Raw genomic sequence first — 17791 nt, 5'->3', positions numbered from 1 at the left:
CGCCGAAACGCCCCGGCTTCCCCCCCGGCCTGCTCCGCAAGAGCCCGTTTCCTCCCCAGCCTGAAGGCCGGGGCATTTACGAAGGAGAACCGATGAAGCTCCCCGCGAGCGCGCACACCGACCGTCCCTGGCGGATCCACGAGATCGCGCCCGACTTCCGGCTCGAGGACGTGTGGGCCCTGCCCGCCACCGGCGGCCCGGACGACTTCCCGAAGCTGGTGGAGCAGATGACCTCCGGCGAGGCGAAGCTGCCCGGCATCGCCGGCGTGCTCATGGAGCTCCGTTGGAAGCTCGGAGAACTGTTCGGCCTGGACAAGCAGGACGCCGGGCTCGACGCGCGGGTGCGGACGCTGAGCGACCGGCTGCCGGACGATCTGCGCGAGCACTCGGGGCCCGCCCCCGGCTCACTGCCGTTCCGGTCGCTGTACCTGACCGGCGACGAGTGGGCGGCGGAGATGGCCAACCGGACGGTGCACGGCGTCATGCACATCGGCTGGGTCCCGGACGGCTCCGGCGGCCACCGCGCCCAGATGGCCGTACTGGTGAAGCCGAACGGCCTGTTCGGCAGGGCCTACATGGCCGCGATCCTGCCGTTCCGCCACGTGCTCGTCTACCCGTCGCTGATACGCACGATCGGTCGCGAGTGGCGGGCCGGCCAGGCGAAGCCGGCCTGACCGGCGTCGAGCCCGCCTGACCCCGGGCATGGAGGCGGCCCCGTCCCTGCGGGGGCAGAAAGGGACGGGACCGCCGTGCCGCGCGGGACCGGGCGACGCCCGCCCGCGCGGCGGCTCTCAGTGCTCGTTCAGTGCTCGGCCGCCTGCTCGGCGCCCGCGCCCGTGAGGGAGCGGACCTCGATCTCGGCGTACTTCTCGGCGTTGAACTCCTTGCTGAGCATGGTCCCGATCCAGCCGCACAGGAAGCCGAACGGGATGGAGATGATCCCGGGGTTCTCCAGCGGGAACCAGCTGAAGTCGGAGTCGGTGAACAGGGCCTTCTCCGAGCCCGACACCACCGGCGAGAACGCCACCAGGAAGATGGCCGAGCCGAGGCCGCCGTAGATGGCGGAGACGGCGCCGGTGGTGTTGAACCGCTTCCAGAACAGGCTGTACAGGATCGCGGGCAGGTTCCCCGACGCCGCGACCGCGAAGGCGAGGGCGACGAGGAACGCCACGTTGAGGCGCTGGGCGTAGATGCCGAGGACGATCGCCACGGCGCCGATCACGAACGCGGAGATGCGGGCCACGCGCACCTCGTCCCGCTCCGAGGCCTTGCCCCTGCGGAACACGTGGGCGTACAGGTCGTGGGAGAAGGACGAGGACGAGGCGAGGGTGAGGCCCGCCACGACCGCGAGGATCGTCGCGAACGCGACCGCCGCGATGACCGCGAGCAGGATCGTCCCGCCCGCGTCCCCGAAGACGATCTCGCCGATCCGCTGGGCGAGCTGCGGGGCGGCGGTGTTGCCGGCCGGGTTGGCCTTGGCGATCTCCTTGGACCCGACGAGCGCGGCGGCGCCGAAGCCGAGGACCAGGGTGAGCAGGTAGAACACGCCGATGATGCCGATGCCCCACAGCACCGACTTGCGGGCGTCGCGGGCGGTCGGGACGGTGTAGAAGCGGATCAGGATGTGCGGCAGTCCGGCGGTGCCGAGGACGAGCGCGAGGCCGAGGCTGACCAGGTCGAGCTTGCCGCTCAGGCCCTGCTCCGCGGTGGCGTAGCGCAGCCCCGGCTCCAGGAACTCGCCGCCCTTGCCGCTCTGGTCGGCGGCGTCGTTCAGCAGGCTGGACAGGTTGAACCCGAACTTGCCCAGCACCAGCAGCGTGATGAGGGTGGCGCCGGTCATCAGCAGGACGGCCTTGACGATCTGGACCCAGGTGGTGCCCTTCATCCCGCCGAACACCACGTACACGATCATCAGCACGCCGACCAGCGCGATCGTCGCGCCCTTGGCGAAGTCGCTGGTGAAGCCGAACAGCAGCGACACCAGGGCGCCCGCGCCGACCATCTGCGCCAGCAGGTAGAAGATCGACACGATGATGGTGGAGACGCCGGCGGCGGTGCGGACCGGGCGGGGGCTCATCCGGAACGCCAGCACGTCCGCCATCGTGAAGCGGCCGGAGTTGCGCAGCAGCTCGGCGACGAGCAGCAGCGCCACGAGCCACGCGACGAGGAACCCGATCGAGTACAGGAACCCGTCGTAGCCGTACAGGGCGATCAGCCCGGCGATGCCGAGGAACGAGGCGGCGGACATGTAGTCGCCGCCGATCGCGATGCCGTTCTGCGCGCCGGAGAACGACCGCCCGCCGGCGTAGAAGTCGGTGGCGTTGCGGGTGTTGCGGCTCGCCCACACGGTGATCGCCAGGGTGGCCGCGACGAAGACCAGGAACAGGATGATCGACAGGGTCTCGTTGCTCATGGGGCGTCCTTCGCGGCCGGGGCCGACTCCGCCTCGATGCGGGCGCGGATCTCGTCGGAGACCGGGTCGAGGCGGCGCTCGGCGTGCCGCGCGTACAGGTAGGCGATGAGGAAGGTGGAGACGAACTGCAGCAGCCCGAACACCAGGGCGACGTTGACGGCCCCGAACAGCTCGGTGCCCATGAAGTCCCGCGCCCACCCGGACAGGACGACGTACAGCAGGTACCAGGCGAGGAACGCCGCGGTCATCGGGAACACGAAGCGACGGAATCTGCGCCGGAGTTCCTGGAACTCCGTGCTGCCCTGGAACCGTTCATAGACGGTGCCGGTGGCGCTCTTGTCGACGGACACGCCCACCCCTCCTCGGTTGTGACGCCGGTCACGCGCAACCGTAAAGATCCTGCTGGGAGCGGACGAGGGGTCGGCGGCAAGGCTGCGACCAGCCGCCGTTCGCGGTCGACCAAAGGTCGCCCCCGTCGCCGAACGGTCGTTCTCGCGCGACGAACGGTCACACCCGCTTGGGCCGCCACGTGCCCCGGTCGACGTCGAGCGACTCCGGGGTGTGCAGGCGCACCATCATCCGCGCGACGCCGCGCGGGATCCGTCCCGGCGTGCACAGCGACACGAGGATCATGACGGTGAACGCGATCGGGACCGTCCAGGCCGCGGGCTGGGCGAGCAGCGCGCCGAGCAGCCCCGGCGGCGGCCCGGCGGCGATCGTCACCACGACCGCGGTCCCGGCGAGCGCGCCGCCGAGGACGAGCCCGGCGAGCGCGCCCGGCACGGTGAGCCGCCGCCACCAGACGCCGAGGACGAGCAGCGGGCAGAACGTGGACGCCGCGACGGCGAACGCCAGCCCGACGACGTCCGCGACGGCGAGGGACCGGGCCGCGATCGCCAGGCCCAGCGGGACGGCGAGGGCGAGCAGCGTCCCGACGCGGAACGAGCGGACGCCGCCCCGCAGGATGTCCTGCGCCAGCACCCCCGCGACCGACACGGTGATGCCGGACGACGTCGACAGGAACGCCGCCACGGCCCCGCCCGTCACCAGCGCGCCCAGCAGATCGCCGCCGAGCCCGCCGATGAGCCGTCCGGGCAGCGTGAGGACGACGGCGTCGGCCCGTCCGGTCATCAGCAGCTCGGGGGTGTAGAGGCGTCCGAGCACCCCGTACAGGGCGGGCAGCAGGTAGAACGCGCCGAGGAGCGTCAGCACCACGACGGTCGTCCGGCGGGCGGTGCGACCGTCCGGGTTGGTGTAGAAGCGGACGAGGACGTGCGGGAGCCCCATCGTCCCGAGGAACGTGGCGAGGATGAGCGAGTAGGTGGCGTAGAGGGAGTGGTCGCGCCCGTCCAGCGGCAGCGCCCACTCCCGTCCGGTGGTGGCGGGGCGCCCGCTGACGTGCGGGACGTCGGCGCCCGCCGGGAAGGTCACGGACGTGTCCTTGTCGAAGCGGTGCCGCCCGGGCCCCAACGCGAGAGGGGAACCGGAGTGGGCGCGCCCGTCCACCCGGCCGTCCGCGGTCACCTGGACGGGCGTCGTGACCTCCACGGTGACCGCCATGCCGACCGAGACGGTCGTGCGCTCGCCGAACCGCGGAGGGACGTCCGACGAGAGGCCGGGCGCGCCGTCGTACCGCCACGCCATGAGCAGGAACACCAGCGGCACGGCCAGCGCCGTCAGCTTCAGCCAGTACTGGAACGCCTGCACCATCGTGACGCTGCGCATGCCGCCGGCCAGCACGTTCGCCGCCACGACGACCGCGACGAGGACGCCGCCCGTCCACACCGGCGCGCCCGTGACCGTGCGCAGCACCAGCCCGGCACTCTGGAACTGGGGCAGGAGGTACAGCCAGCTGATCAGCACCACGAACACGCTCGCGACCCGGCGCACCGCCATGGACTCCAGCCGCGCCTCGGCGAAGTCCGGCAGCGTGTAGGCGCCGGAGCGGCGCAGCGGCGCCGACACCAGGACGAGCAGGACGAGGTATCCGCCCGTCCAGCCGACGGGCAGCCACAGCATGTCGGCGCCGTAGGCGAGGATCAGCCCGGCGATGCCGAGGAACGAGGCGGCCGACAGGTACTCCCCGCCGATCGCGGAGGCGTTGCGCAGCGGCGTCACCGTCCGGGACGCGACGTAGAAGTCGGACGTGGTGCGGGAGATCCGTACCCCGAGCACGCCGACGAGCATGGTCGCGACGACGACCAGCAGCACGCCCGCGAGCCCGTACGCGGCGCTCACGGCCGGTCGGCCCGGTCGACGAGGTCGGCGAAGTCGTCCTCGTTGCGCTCGGCCTGCCGGACGTACCACCAGCCGCAGGCGACGAACCACGGGTAGATCAGCCCGCCGAGCAGCACCCACGGCAGCGGCAGCCCGAGCACCTCCTGCTCGCGCACCGCGGGGACGAGCGCGAACAGCAGCGGCAGGCCGAGCACCACCACGGCGAGGACCAGGCACAACCGGGCCGCGAGCCGCCACTGGGCGCGCACCAGCGACCGCATGTACGCCTCGCCGAGCCCGGTCTGCTCGTCGATCTCCCGCGTCACCGGGTACCGGGGCCGCCGGACGGTCCGGGTCCGCGGCCCGGTGACCAGCGTCCGCCCGGGCGCGACGTCCCGCGCGTCCGGCCCGCTCAGGGGGACCGCCTCGCCCGGCGGACGAGCAGGTCGCGCAACTCGCGCACGTGCCGGCGGGCGACCGGCAGCTCGGCGCCGCCCACGATGACGGTGCAGCGTCCCGTGTCGAGCCGCAGCTCCGTGATCGCCGCCAGCGCGACGAGATGGCTGCGGTGCACCCGGACGAACCCGGCGCCGCTCCACCGCTCGCTCAGCGCGGCGAGCGGAATGCGCACCAGATGACTGCCGCCGGACGTGTGGAGCCGCGCGTAGTCGCCCTGCGCCTCCACGTACAGCACCTCGCCCGGCGTGACGAACCGCGTCACCCCGCCCAGCTCGACCGGCATGGCCTCCGGCTCGGACGGCTCCGGCGCGACCTCGTCCTCCCGGACGGCCTCGGTGACCCGCCGGATCGCCACCGCCAGCCGCTCCGGCCGCACCGGCTTGAGGATGTAGTCGGTCGCCTTGATCTCGAACGCGTCCACGGCGTGCTCCTCGTAGGCCGTCACGTAGACGATCTGCGGGGCGCGGGCGAACTGGGCGAGGACGCGGCCGAGCACGGTGCCGTCCAGGCCGGGCATCCGGATGTCGAGGAAGACGGCGGCGACGGGGCGCCCCTCGGCGAGGGCCCGGTCGAGCTTGCGGAGCGCGGCGGCCCCGTCCCGGGCGGTGTCGATCTCGCCGATGCGCGGGTCGGCGCGCAGCAGGTGGACGAGGTCGTCGAGCGCGGGCGCCTCGTCATCCACCGCCAGGACACGCAACACCGCACCGTCCTTCCGCCGCCATTCGCCACATTCCAGTCAAGTACCGGCCGGGCGTCAAGAGGCCGTGACGCCGGGCCGGTACTTCGGCACCCGCACGGTGACCTTGGTCCCGGCGCCCGGCCCGGTCTCCACGGCGAGGCCGTACTCGTCCCCGTACACCTGCCGGAGCCGCGTGTCGACGTTGGCGAGCCCGATCCCGGCGGCGTCGTCGGCGGACGGCTCGGGCCGCTCCCCGGACAGCAGGCGGCGGACGTCCTCGGGATCCATGCCGATCCCGTCGTCCTCCACACTGATCACGCAGTCGGCCCCGGCGTCCTCCGCGATGATCGTGATCACCCCGGGCTCGGACCGGTCCTGGAGCCCGTGCCGGACGGCGTTCTCCACGAGCGGCTGCAGGCACAGGAACGGCACGGCCACCGGCAGCACCTCGGGCGCGATCCGCAGCATCACCCGCAGTTCCTCGCCGAACCGGGCGCGCTGGAGCAGCAGGTACCGGTCGATCGACCGCAGTTCCTCCGCCAGCGTCGTGAAGTCGCCGTGCCGCCGGAACGAGTACCGCGTGAACCCGGCGAACTCCAGCAGCAGTTCCCGCGCCCGCTCCGGGTCGGACCGGACGAACGAGGCGATCGTCGTCAGCGAGTTGTAGATGAAGTGCGGCGAGATCTGCGCCCGCAGCGCCCGCATCTCCGCCTCCATCAGGAGCGTCCGCGAATGGTCCAGATCCGCGAGTTCGAGCTGGGCGTCCACCCACTGCGCGACCTCCTCGGCTGCGCGGATCAACCCCGCCGGAACGTCCTCCCCGTAGGCGGCCAGCGTCCCGACGACCCGGTCATCGGTGGCGAGCGCCACGACCACCACGCGACGGATCGGGCAGTCGAGCCGGTCACAGTCCACATCGTGCACCTGCGTGCGCCCGTTTCCGCGCGTGACCTCGGCGTGCTTCGGCCCGTCCACCGCGTGATGGTCGTGCTCCCCGTCCCAGGCCAGCAGCCGCTCCCCATCGGTGATGGCGAGCGCCTCGCACCCGAGCAGCGCCCGCAGATGCCGAGCCGCCTTCTGCGCCCCCTGCTCGGTCAACCCGCCCCGAAACGCCGGCGCCGCCCGCGAAGCGGTGTGCAGGGTCTCGAAGGTCGCCCGCCGCTCAGGCCCCCCGAGATCCCCCCGCCGCCGATGCCGCCGCCACAACCACGCCGGAACCCAGGTGAGGACCAACGTCGCGGCAACGGCAACAACCACGCTCATCCGACAAACCTATGCCGAACCGGGCTCTCTCACCCCTTCTCCTCCACCTCGCCTGCCTGGGCAAAACTTCAACTATCTCAGCACGTAGCCCGTGTGACAAGCCCCACAATCGCCACATTCTTCTTCCCTGAAGCTTGCCGCCCGACGCCGCACCGGACAGTCCTGCGTGAACGCTTGGCCGCACCTCAACCGCGGACCAGCAAACAAACTGGGGAGTTACAAACGTGCTTTTGATGGAGCCGAAGCTCGAGCCGCAGTCCGACCTGCCGCCCGAGACACCGTTCGACCAGCAGCCCGAGTCCTCCAACCTTCCGATCTGCATGGGGGACTGCCCTTCGAGCCCGGATGGCAACCACAATCTGGTGGACCACCACACGAAGGGCTTCAAGATCTGCACGTACTGCAGTGGGGTCTACTACGGGTAAGCAACTGCTTTCAAAGCTCTCATCCCGATGAATTTCGGGAGCTCCTATAAGGGTCCTGGCCGCTATGCGGCCAGGACTTCCTTTTTGTCATGGCCGCTCGGCTCATGTCTGGGTCTGGAACCAGCGCAGAGTGTCGGGCAGGGCGCGGTGGAGGGTCGCGAAATGATCGGTGCCAGTGCCGGTGCCGTAGTCCACGACCTGCGGCCGGGTCCCGTGGGCGCGGAGAGCGCGGACGCAGTTGCGCGTGTTGCCGAAGGTGACCTGCTCGTCGCCGGACGCGCCGTAGAGCCTGGTCGGGACGCTCGGAGCCCAGTCGCAGGTGCCGTCGGCCGCACGGATCGCCCGCAGGAGGGCGCCGGAGGGGTGATCGAGCCGGCGCAGGTAGCGCGGGGTCACCAGCCGATCGGGACTGGCGGGGAGTTGCGGGAAGATGTCCGATTCATCATGGCTCCCGTCGAAGAGCCGTTCCACGGTGGTGTCATAGGGCGCCTGGAAGACCTCCGAGGGCGCCTTGTACAGGTGGTGGAGCCGGTTCCAGGACACCGTGGCGTAGGCGAGGTTGAACGCGGACACGCGCGGGTCCAGCGATCCCCGGGCGCGCAGGGATTCCGGGAGCTGCGCGCGCCGCAGGTCGTACGTCCCGCTGATCGGGGCCAGCGCGCCCAGCCGCAGATAGGAGTCGGTGCCGCTTTGCAGTCGGCGTCCCAGCGCCATGGCGGCCTGGCCGCCCTGCGAGAAGCCGGTCACCAGCACCCGCCGTTCCAGTCCTCTGCCTTGCCGGGCGGCGACGGCGCGGGCGGCGCGGAGCATGTCCAGCGATGCGGACGCTTCCGAGGCGGCGTCCAGGTAGGGGTGCGCTCCGGGCCCCTCGCCAAGACCGAGGTAGTCGGGGGCGACACCGGCGTATCCGGCGGTGGCGTAGTAGATCGCCGCGATCCTGCTCTGGCCGTCCGCGGCGACCGAACCGGCGGTACTGCGGCCGGCATGGGTTCCATGGGTGAAGCTGACGGCCTGCAACGTCCCGGCGGTGTCGCTGGGCAGGACGACGACGCCGCTGGCAACGGTGGGCCGGCCGGTCGCGGAGACGGTGCGGTAGACGACCCTGAAGCCGCTCACCCCACTGCGCGGCGGCGGAGACGTCAGCCCCTCATCGCCCAGGTAGTCGCGGACCTGCGACCGCGACATGCCGACCACCGGCGTCACCGAGACCACCGTCCCCCGCCCGCCGGTGACGTCCGACCGTCCGGCCGCAGCCGCGGCATGTTCTCCGGGCTGCGCGGCACAACCCGCGCCCGACACGACCAGCGCGGCACCGATCAGGACCCGCGACACGCGCCTGCCCACGAAGCTCATTTCCATGCCCATGACGCTAGGAAGCAGGGTGTCTTCACACCATCGGCCTACACACCCGGAAGCCGGTGAACTCAGGCCCCTCAGGCGGTGTACCCAAACACACCTCTTCGGCTTGCGGTGCTACTTGAAGAAGCCGACCACTCGTTGTCGGTGCTCATGGGGCGACTTCCTCCACAGGCGCGGGGTCGGATTCTTTCCCCGGCGCGGTCTTCGCCGCGTCGGGCTTGAGCGCAAGGGCGATGAGCCCCCCGGCGGCGGTGACGGCCGCGGCGGCCCATCCGGCCGTGTGGAGGCCGTCCAGGAGGCCGGGGGTGGCGGGGCCGGTGGCGCGGCCCGCGGTGGCGACGGCGACGAAGACCGCCAAACCCATGGCGCCGCCGACCTCCTTGGCAGTGCTGGCCAGCCCAGAGGCGACGCCCTGCTCATGAGGCGTGATTCCGGCGCCGGCCGAGGCGAACAGGGCGACGAAGGCGACACCGCCGAAGACGCCCCAGATGAGGCTGCCGGGCATCAGCGTCCAGAATCCGCCCTCGGCCGGCATCCCGGCGACCAGGACGGCGATCCCCGCTCCGGCGCCGAGCATGCCGATGCTGAGCGTGGTGCGGACGCCCCACCGGCCGAGCATCGCCGGGGCGATCTTCAGGGCGGCGGCCATGCAGACGACGGTGAGGGGCAGGAACGTCAGCCCCGCCTCCAGGGCGCTGTAGCCCAGGACGGGCTGCAGGTAGGAGGTGAGCACGTAGTAGCCTCCGCCCAGGGTCCCCTGGAACACGGCGATCACCGCCATGGTCGTGGCCAGGCCGCGATTGCGCAGGAGTCGCGGCGGGACCAGCGGGTCCCGGGTGCGTGACTCGACGACGAGCAGCGCTCCCAGCAGCGCGGTTCCGGCGGTCAGCGCACCAGCGCCGCGCAGCGACCCCCAGCCGTGCTCCGGCCCGCTCGCCAGGCCGAGCACCAGCAGCACCGAGCCCGCGGTCGCCAGCAGCGCGCCCGGCAGATCGAACCCGCCGAAGCCGGAGACGCGGGGCGGATCGGTTGCCAGCAGCCGCAGCGCGGCCAGTGCGGCGCCGAGGGCCAGCGGGACGTTCACGAAGAACACCCACTCCCAGCCCAGGTAGTTGGTCAGCACGCCGCCGAGCAGCGAACCTGCGGCCAGACCGGCGCTGCCCGCCATGCCCCAGGCACCGAGTGCCCGGTTGCGTTCGGGGCCTTCGGCGAACCCCCTGTAGATCAGCGCGAGCGTCGCCGGGGTGAGCAGTGCCCCGCCGACACCTTGAACGGCGCGGGCGGCGATCAGCACACCGGCGTCCGGCGCGAGGCCACCGGCGAGGGAGGCGACGCCGTACAAGGCCAGACCGAGCATGAACATGCGGCGCGGGCCCAGCCTGTCGACGGCCCGGCCGCCGAAGAGCAGGAGCCCGCCGAGACCGACGGCGTAAGCGCTGACCACCCACTGCACCGACGCCGCGGTGAAGCCGAGCGCGCCAGCGACGTCGGGCAGCGCCACATAAACGATGTTGTAGTCGAGAGCGACGATGAGCTGGGTGGACGCCAGCAGCGCCAGCCTGAGGCCGGCACGTGTCGGCGGCCGGGACGGGGCCTGTTCCACGAAGTTCTCCTTCACAGCGTTGATTTACTACACGCCGTTCAACTTTGCCACGGCGGACAGTACTACAACGCTGTAGAGTGTCAAGCGTGAACGATCAGACGACGAGCCGACGCGACCGGCTGCGCGCGCAGGCCAGCGCGGAGATCAAGACGATCGCGCTCGAGCTCATGGCGGACGGCGGACCCGACGCCATCTCGCTGCGGGCCATCGCCCGCCAGATGGGCATGACCGCGGGCGCGATCTACAGCTACTACGCCACCCGCGACGACTTGATCACCACGCTGATCAGCGACGTCTACACCTCGTTGGTGGACGCGGCGGAGGCCGCGCGTGACGCCGTGCCCGCCGACGACCCCGGCGGACGGATCCTGGCCTGGGCTCAGACCGTTCGTGAATGGGCCCTGGCCAACCCCGAGGGCTTCCGTCTGGTCTACGGCGACCCGGTGTCGGGCTACCAGGCGCCCGACGACGGACCCGCCAAGGAGGCCGAGCAGCGCGCCTGCACCGGCCTCACCGGCCTCATCGCCGCGATCTGGGCGCAGGCCGAGCCCTTGCAGCCGGGCCTGCGCCGCTATTCATGGAAGGACTTCGACCCCGGCCTGGCAGCCCACATCCAGGCGAAGTTCCCCGGCCTCCCGCCGGCCGCCGTCGCGCTCGCGCTCCGCGTGTGGGGCCGCATGCACGGCCTGGTGGCCCTGGAGATCTACGGCCACCTGCGCACGCTCACCCACGAACCCGCCACCATCTACCGCGACGAGATGATCGACCTCATCGGGTCGCTCGGCATCGCACCACCCGCCTGATCGTCGTAGCCGGTGGCCACAGGGTGGGCCACCGGCACCGCCCGTCGCCCCGTCCCTCGAAGGGCCCGCGCGGCCGGGCCGGTGTTCCCGGCCTGAGCGGCGCGTCCGGCATGCTGGCGTTGAGCGCTTTTGGAGGCCCCGTGAACCCGATGCCCGAACGCATGTCCGACCACTGGTGGTGGCTTCCGGGGATGCGGCCTGGACGGAGGATGCTGCTCTGGCACATCCTGCCCGACGGGCAGCCGGAGGTGTTCGACCTGGTCCGTCGTTACCAGGAGAAGCTCGCCGGGGTGGACGGGCTGGATCTCGTTCCTGCCGAGTGGCTGCACATGACCACGCAGATCGTCGGGTTCGAGGACGAGATATCCGGCGAGCAGGTGGAGGCGCTCACCGCGGGGGTCGCCGGTCGTCTGGCCGCCCTTGAACCGATCGAGGTGGAGGTCGGGCGGCTGTGGGTTCACAGCGAGGGGGTGGCGCTCGGCGTCCGTCCGGGGCGCGGGCTCGATCCGGTCCGGCAGGCGATGCGCCAGGCCGCGGCCGAGACCGTGGGTGTGCACCCGCTCGACGGCGAGCCGGGCTGGACACCGCACATCTCCGTCGCCTACAGCAACGCCGACGGGCCCGCCGCGCCCGTCATCGACGCTCTCGACCTGCGCCCCGAGCCGGTCCCTCTGCGGGTGACCGCCGCTTATCTGGTCGCCCAGGTGGGGGACGGGCATCTGTACCGGTGGGAGCGGCTCGCAGAGGTCGCGTCGGGCGGTTGAGGGTCACGGCGTGCGAGCTGACGCCCGCCGGGTCGGCCCGGCGGGCATCAGGTTCGCGGTCAGGGAAGGTCGAGGGCGGTGGCCAGCTGGTCCAGGTGAAGGTCTGCGTCGCCGAAGGCCAGGGACGCCGCAAGTGCGTGTTCGGAGAACAGGTGCAGGTCGTGCTCCTGGGTGAAGCCGATTGCGCCGTGCACCTGGTGGCCCAGGGCGCACACTCTTTCGTACGCCTCGCTCACCCATGCCTTGGCCATCGCCACCTGCTGCTCCGCGTCGCGGTTCACCGACAGGAGCCAGATGGCCTCGTAGGCGGTGAAGCGGGAGCCCAGGACGTCGATGGCCATGTTCGCGCAGTGGTGCTGGACGGCCTGGAACGAGCCGACGGCACGGCCGAACTGCTCGCGTTCTGTGGCGTACTGGACCGTCATGTCCAGGACGTGTTGCGCGGCTCCGACCATCTCGGCGCAGGTGGCGGCCGCGCCGAACAGGGAGATCGCGGCGGCGGCGTCCGCGCCCAGGGCGGCTTCGCCGGGGACCCACAGGCCGTCCAGTTCGGCTTGGCAGGGACGGTCGTGGCCGATCGTTCCGAGCGGTTTCAGGGTGACGTCCGCGGCGTCCACCCAGAAGGCGTGCGGCTCGCCGTCCAGGCGCGCCGCCAGGAGGATGTGCTCGGCGGACGCGGCGAACGGGACGAACGTGGCCGTGCCGTCCAGGACGTAACCGGAGTCGGAGCGTGTCGCGACCGGCCCCTCCCCTGGGCGGTCCCACGGGAGGGGCGCGGCGGTCACGATCTGGCCGTCCGAGATGGCGTTCAGCCAGCGCTCCTTCTGGGCGGACGTCCCGAACCGCGCGACCGGCATGCCGCAGCAGGCGACCGAGGCCAGCAGCGGGCTCGGGACCTGCGCGTACCCCAGTTGCTCGAACAGCAGGCAGACGTCCAGGAAGTCGCCGCCCACGCCGCCGTGCTCCTCGGGGAAGGCGAGGCCCGTCCAGCCGAGCTCGACCATCTCCTTCCAGAGCGGCGCCGAGTACCCGGCCGGGTCGCCGCCGAGGGCCCGCGCGCCCGCCGCCGCGGCCTTGGACTCCAGGAGTTCGCGGGCCGTGGCGGCGATCAGCTCCTGGTCCTCGGTCAGGCTCAGGTCCATGGCGGCGGCACCTTGTCCGAGCGGACCCACACGCCCGGCCGCTCCTCCCAGAACAGCTGGACGAGGATGCCGCCGGTGTGCTTCGGGTGGACGAACGTGTGCTTCCAGGCGGCGCCGTCGGTGACGCCCTCCTCGTCGTCGAAGGTGGGGACGCCGTGGTGGTCGCAGGCCGCCAGGGCCGCGTCCCAGTCGGCCACCTCGAAGGTGACGTGGTGGGCGCCCGGGCCGCCGCGCTCCAGGAAGCGGTCGATGAACGAGTCCTCCCCGCGCGGCATGATCACTTCCCAGCAGATCGTCGAGCCGGGGATGTTCAGGACGAGGTCGGCCATGTCGGGGTGCTCCTCGTCCGCCGTCCGCCAGACCTGGACGAATCCGGCGAGGTCGCGGTACCAGCGGGCGAGGACGTCCCGGTCGTGGAAGGCCTGGCAGATGTGGTCGAGCGTCACGACGCCGAGCGACGGGCCGTCCGGTCCGGACGGCCCGGACGGCTCGGTGACCGAGGCGGCGGTGTCGCCGCACATGTCCAGGCCGCCCGGCCCGCGGAGCCGCCACAGCACGCCGGGGCCGTGCTCGGGCGGGCTCAGCGACGCCTCCAGCCAGCGTCCCCACGCCCAGTCGGTCGGCTTGATGGCGCGCACTTCGAGTTCCGCGCGGACGGCCTCCAGGTCGGGCACCTCGGCGCCGACGTGGTGCAGGCCCGGGCGCCCGTTGTGCTCGTCGAGCCAGGTCTGCAGCGACGCGCCGTCTCCGGCGGGCGCGACCACCTCCCACGCCTGCCCGCGGCCTCCCGGGATCTCCAGCCGGGCGCCGCGCACGCCCTCGGCGGGGTTGTCCCAGCTCCGGACGCGCCGGAACCCGAACAGCCCCTCCAGCAGGGCGACCTGCGTGTCGAGGTCGGGGGTCACCTGCGCGACATGATCGATGCGGTAGATCTGCACGGGTCCTCCTAGCTCGGGTGGGGTTCGATCCAGTCGTAGCCGTAGGTGACGAGTTCCTTGACGAGCCGCAGGTTGTAGCGGTTCATCGCCGCGATCCGCTCGGCCAGCTCGCCGATCCGCTTGTCGAACTCCTCCGCCGGATACACGTCGTTGACCAGGCCGAGGCGCAGCGCCCGCTCGGCGTCGATGCGGGCGCCGGTGAACAGCAGCTCCTTGGCGCGGGCCTTGCCGATCCGTTCCGGCAGCCGCTTCACGCCGCCCCAGCCGGGCGCCGACCCGCCGAACTCGGGCTGGTCGGGGTCGCCGTCCTCGGTCATCTTCGGGCGGTACGGGGGGCGCGCCGACAACGTGATCTCGACGAGCCCCATCTTGGCGTTGTCGGAGGCGATGATGAAGTCCGCCGCGAGCGCCAGCTCCAGGCCGCCGCCGACCGCGTACCCGTGCACGGCGGCGATCACCGGGACCGACAGCCGCTCCATCATCGCGAACGTCTTCTCGCCGAGCCGGCCCTGCTCGATCCGCTCGCGCGGGGTCAGCTTCTCCGACCAGGACAGGTCCATGCCGGCGCAGAACGCGCGCTCGCCCGCGCCGCGCAGCACCACCACGCAGACGTCCTCGTCGTCGTCCACGCGGGTGAAGATGTCGCGCAGCTCCGTCATCGTGGTGGGCGTCAGCGCGTTGAGCTTGTCCGGCCGGTTCAGCGTCAGCCAGGCGACCCGCTCCTCGATCCGCAGGTCGACCGTCTCGTAGGCGTTCTCGTCGGGCATGTTCGTGCGCTCCTCCCGTGTTGGTCAGCCGCGGGGCAGGTTCAGGCCCCGGGTGGCGATGACGTTGCGCTGGATCTCGGTGGTGCCGCCGAGGAAGGTGGACGCGACCGAGTCCCGGCGCATGTGGGTGAACACCGCGTCGAGGGGCGCCCCCTCGCGCTCCCACAGGGCGGCGGACCGCCCGAACGCCAGCGCGCCCGTCCGCGCGAGCCGCTGGTGCAGCTCGGCCCCGAACAGCTGGTTGACGGACGCCTCGAAGCCGGGCTCGTCGCCCGCAGCCTGCCGCGACACGGTGTAGCGGGCCAGGTTGTACAGGACGGCGATCTCGGTCCGCCGGCGCGCGATCTCCTGCCGCAGCGCGGGGCCGCGCCGGGCGTGCCGCTCCCCCTCCGGCGACCTGAGATGGGCCACCAGCTCGGCGAGGGCCTGCTCGTACTTGATGGTGGCGCCGATCCCGGCCCGCTCGAAGCCGAGCGCGGACATCGCCACGTACCAGCCGCGGTTCTCCTCGCCGACGCGGTTCGCCACCGGCACCCGGACGCCCTCGAAGAAGATCTCGCAGAACGGAGCGGTGCCGCGGATGTCGGTGATGGGGCGGATCGTCACCCCGGGCGCGTCCGCCTCGACGAGCAGGAACGTGATGCCGCGATGGGGACGCTCGGCGGACGGGTCGGTGCGGACGAGCACGAAGAGCCAGTCGGCGTACTGGCCGAGGGACGTCCACACCTTCTGGCCGTCCACGACGTACTCGTCCCCGTCCCGGACGGCGCGGGTGCGCAGCGAGGCCAGGTCGGAGCCGGACTCCGGCTCGGAGAAGCCCTGCGCCCACGTCGCCTCGCCCGCCGCGATCGGCGGCAGGTGGACGGCCTTCTGCTCGTCGGTGCCGTGGACCAGCAGGGTCGGGCCGAGGAGGAACGCGCCGATGCCGTTCACGGTCGGCACCCGGGCCCGCATCATCTCCTCGTGCAGGACGAACTCCTCCAGCGCGGACAGGCCCGCGCCGCCGTACTCCCGCGGCCAGTGCGGCGCGATCCAGCCGCGCTCGGCCAGCGCCGCCGCCCACGCCCGCGCGCCCTCGCGGCGCTCGGGGTCGTCCGCGACCCGGTCGACCGGCCAGTTGTAGCCGGCGACGTCCTCGGGTTCGAGGCTCTGCTCCTCGTCCCCCGCCGGACGGTAGGACGCGGGGAACCGCTCCTTGACGAAGGCCCGGACCTCCTCGCGGAAGGCGGCCTGCTCCGGTGTGTCGTCCCAGTTCACGGGCTGCTCGCCTCCCGGTCCCAGGTGGTCGGGGTGATCCCGCCGTCGCCCTGCGCGCGCAGCCGGTACTTGGCGACCTTGTCCGTCGGGGTGCGCGGCAGCGCGTCGATGAACTCGACGTAGCGCGGCACCATCGAGCGCGGCAGCCGCTCCTCGCAGTAGGCCACCAGTTCCTCCGGGTCGAGCCCGGTGTCCGGTTGCACCACGACCGACACCTTGATGTCCTCGTCCTCCAGTTCCGAGGGCACGCCGATCGCGGCGCACTCCAGTACCGCCGGATGCCGGTTGATCTCGGTCTCCAGGTCGAACGCCGAGATGTTCTCCCCCCGCCTGCGGATCGCGTCCTTCATCCGGTCGAGGAAGTAGAAATACCCGTCGTCGTCGCGCCACACCCGATCTCCGGTGTGGAACCACATGTTGCGGAAGCAGTGGGTCGTGGCCTCCCAGTTGCCGTAGTAGCCGGTGGTGAGGACGAACGGCTGCTTCGGCCGCAGCACCAGCTCGCCCGGCTCCCCCGGCCCGACCTCGCGGTCGCACTCGTCCACGACGGCCACCTGGAACCGCTCCTCGTGCGCCTGCCCGCACGAGCCGAGCCGCCACTCCCCGTACGGGCTGCCGGTCGCGATGCCCGCCTCGGTGCTGGTGTAGGTCTCCACCGACCGGACGCCGAACCGCTCCCGCAGCGGCTCGTCCAGGTTGGACTTGCCCATGTAGAACGTCTCCAGCCGGTGGTCGCGGTCGCGGGACGTCGGCGGGCGGTTCAGCAGGATCGGGATCATCGAGAACACGCTCATGCACACCTGCGCGTCGAAGCGGCGCACGTCGTCCCAGAACCTCGACGCGCTGAACCGTTCGACGATCGCGATGGAGCCGCCGCCGAGCAGGGCCGAGAGCATGCCGTCCCAGAGCGCGGCGGCGTGGAACAGCGGCAGCGGGCAGTAGACCGTCTTGCCCCAGCGGTCCAGGAAGTCCAGCGAGTCGTAGGCGCAGGTCAGCGCGAGCGCGTGCGGGACCATCGCGCCCTTGGAAGGCCCGGTCGTACCGGACGTGTACATGATCGCCTGCATGTCGGCGAAGCCGACCCCGGCGTCCACCGGCCCGGACCCGTCGGCCGGGAGCGCGGACATCTCCCGGGCGGGCTTGCCGAGCCGGTCGAGCAGCACCCCGGCCGCGGCGGCGTCCCGCACGACGACCCGTTCCAGGGTGGGCAGGCGGTCGGCGATCTCGACGAGCCGCTCGGCGTACGGGCCGTCGACGACCAGCCAGCGGGAGTCGGAGCTGTCCAGGACGTGCCGGAGCAGTTCGCCCCGGTAGGCGATGTTGATCGGCACGGCGACCGCGCCCAGCCGCGCCAGCGCGAAGATGACATGGACGAAGTCGGCGCAGTTGGGCAGCATCACGCCGACGTGGTCGCCGCGGGCGATGCCGGCGGCGGAGAACGCGCGGGCCAGCCGGTCGGCGGCGGCGTCCACCTCGCCGTAGCTGATCTCTCCGTCGCGGAATCTGAGGAACGTCTGTCTTCGGTGAACCTGCGCCTGTGACCGGAGGACGTCCCCGAGGACGAAGCTCTCCAGCGTCTCCTTGCGCATCCGGACCTCCGCTGTCGCTGCGTGGCGTGGGGCGGCTCGATGGCTGGCGGCTCGGTGGCTGGGCGGTTTCGATGGGCGGCTCGACGGCGGGCGGGCGGACGGCGGCGCGGAAA

17 protein-coding genes are annotated in these 17791 nt (G+C 71.9%); 4 read left to right on the top strand and 13 right to left on the bottom strand.

Features of this window, described 5'->3' with window-relative positions:
- The first annotated feature begins 92 nt into the window (after positions 1 to 92).
- Positions 93 to 674: a DUF2867 domain-containing protein gene (locus tag AB0H37_RS26915; protein WP_360616034.1), complete on the top strand. Its 582-nt coding sequence runs from the start codon at positions 93 to 95 to the stop codon at positions 672 to 674.
- A gap of 128 nt (positions 675 to 802) precedes the next feature.
- Here the strand turns inward: AB0H37_RS26915 and AB0H37_RS26910 are convergent, their stop codons facing one another.
- The 6 genes from AB0H37_RS26910 to AB0H37_RS26885 all read right to left on the bottom strand — a co-directional run bounded on the left by AB0H37_RS26910 (position 803) and on the right by AB0H37_RS26885 (position 6866).
- Positions 803 to 2413, bottom strand: coding sequence for a cation acetate symporter (locus tag AB0H37_RS26910; protein ID WP_360616032.1), 1611 nt, complete (start codon positions 2411 to 2413; stop codon positions 803 to 805).
- Entirely contained in the window at positions 2410 to 2763 is a 354-nt protein-coding gene (locus tag AB0H37_RS26905; RefSeq protein WP_329096160.1) for a DUF485 domain-containing protein, read from the bottom strand. The genes AB0H37_RS26910 and AB0H37_RS26905 overlap by 4 nt, the downstream gene beginning before the upstream one ends.
- A gap of 157 nt (positions 2764 to 2920) precedes the next feature.
- A complete protein-coding gene (locus tag AB0H37_RS26900; RefSeq protein WP_360616030.1) occupies positions 2921 to 4651 on the bottom strand; it encodes a cation acetate symporter in 1731 nt (576 codons plus the stop codon).
- Positions 4648 to 4956, bottom strand: a complete 309-nt coding sequence (locus AB0H37_RS26895) for a DUF485 domain-containing protein (protein ID WP_329096165.1) — start codon at positions 4954 to 4956, stop codon at positions 4648 to 4650. Before AB0H37_RS26895 ends, AB0H37_RS26900 begins: the two co-directional genes overlap by 4 nt.
- An 86-nt stretch (positions 4957 to 5042) precedes the next feature.
- Positions 5043 to 5789: a LytTR family DNA-binding domain-containing protein gene (locus tag AB0H37_RS26890; protein ID WP_360616028.1), complete on the bottom strand. Its 747-nt coding sequence runs from the start codon at positions 5787 to 5789 to the stop codon at positions 5043 to 5045.
- A gap of 54 nt (positions 5790 to 5843) precedes the next feature.
- Positions 5844 to 6866, bottom strand: a complete 1023-nt coding sequence (locus tag AB0H37_RS26885) for a histidine kinase (protein ID WP_360616026.1) — start codon at positions 6864 to 6866, stop codon at positions 5844 to 5846.
- A 398-nt stretch (positions 6867 to 7264) separates the two neighbouring features.
- On the opposite strand from AB0H37_RS26885, the gene AB0H37_RS26880 reads away from it, so the two are divergent.
- Complete coding sequence (locus tag AB0H37_RS26880; RefSeq protein WP_179832081.1) at positions 7265 to 7456, top strand: hypothetical protein; 192 nt, start codon at positions 7265 to 7267, stop codon at positions 7454 to 7456.
- A 102-nt stretch (positions 7457 to 7558) separates the two neighbouring features.
- Here the strand turns inward: AB0H37_RS26880 and AB0H37_RS26875 are convergent, their stop codons facing one another.
- On the bottom strand, positions 7559 to 8815 hold the full coding sequence (locus AB0H37_RS26875) for a hypothetical protein (RefSeq protein ID WP_360616023.1): 1257 nt from the start codon (positions 8813 to 8815) through the stop codon (positions 7559 to 7561).
- Positions 8816 to 8963: 148 nt separating this feature from the next.
- On the bottom strand, positions 8964 to 10418 hold the full coding sequence (locus tag AB0H37_RS26870; RefSeq protein WP_360616021.1) for an MFS transporter: 1455 nt from the start codon (positions 10416 to 10418) through the stop codon (positions 8964 to 8966).
- An 86-nt stretch (positions 10419 to 10504) separates the two neighbouring features.
- Between AB0H37_RS26870 and AB0H37_RS26865 the strand changes: the two genes are divergently transcribed.
- On the top strand, positions 10505 to 11221 hold the full coding sequence (locus AB0H37_RS26865; RefSeq protein WP_360616019.1) for a TetR/AcrR family transcriptional regulator: 717 nt from the start codon (positions 10505 to 10507) through the stop codon (positions 11219 to 11221).
- A 149-nt stretch (positions 11222 to 11370) separates the two neighbouring features.
- Positions 11371 to 11985, top strand: coding sequence for a 2'-5' RNA ligase family protein (locus tag AB0H37_RS26860; RefSeq protein WP_360616185.1), 615 nt, complete (start codon positions 11371 to 11373; stop codon positions 11983 to 11985).
- A gap of 59 nt (positions 11986 to 12044) precedes the next feature.
- On the opposite strand, the gene AB0H37_RS26855 is transcribed toward AB0H37_RS26860, so the two are convergent.
- Genes AB0H37_RS26855 through AB0H37_RS26835 form a run of 5 tightly spaced genes read right to left on the bottom strand, consistent with a single transcriptional unit; the run spans position 12045 to position 17678 of the window.
- Positions 12045 to 13127 (bottom strand): acyl-CoA dehydrogenase family protein, encoded by a 1083-nt coding sequence (locus AB0H37_RS26855; RefSeq protein WP_360616017.1) that lies wholly within the window; start codon positions 13125 to 13127, stop codon positions 12045 to 12047.
- On the bottom strand, positions 13118 to 14065 hold the full coding sequence (locus AB0H37_RS26850; protein WP_360616015.1) for a VOC family protein: 948 nt from the start codon (positions 14063 to 14065) through the stop codon (positions 13118 to 13120). The genes AB0H37_RS26855 and AB0H37_RS26850 overlap by 10 nt, the downstream gene beginning before the upstream one ends.
- An 8-nt stretch (positions 14066 to 14073) precedes the next feature.
- On the bottom strand, positions 14074 to 14832 hold the full coding sequence (locus AB0H37_RS26845) for an enoyl-CoA hydratase/isomerase family protein (protein WP_179832074.1): 759 nt from the start codon (positions 14830 to 14832) through the stop codon (positions 14074 to 14076).
- A 24-nt stretch (positions 14833 to 14856) separates the two neighbouring features.
- Positions 14857 to 16089, bottom strand: a complete 1233-nt coding sequence (locus tag AB0H37_RS26840) for an acyl-CoA dehydrogenase family protein (protein WP_179832073.1) — start codon at positions 16087 to 16089, stop codon at positions 14857 to 14859.
- Complete coding sequence (locus AB0H37_RS26835) at positions 16086 to 17678, bottom strand: AMP-binding protein (RefSeq protein WP_329096182.1); 1593 nt, start codon at positions 17676 to 17678, stop codon at positions 16086 to 16088. Before AB0H37_RS26835 ends, AB0H37_RS26840 begins: the two co-directional genes overlap by 4 nt.
- Positions 17679 to 17791 lie beyond the last annotated feature (113 nt).

The organism is Actinomadura sp. NPDC023710 (genome assembly GCF_040639875.1).
GTDB lineage: Bacteria > Actinomycetota > Actinomycetes > Streptosporangiales > Streptosporangiaceae > Spirillospora > Spirillospora citrea.
Note: the sequence above shows the minus strand (reverse complement) of the source record. Positions and strands in the feature narration are given on the sequence as shown.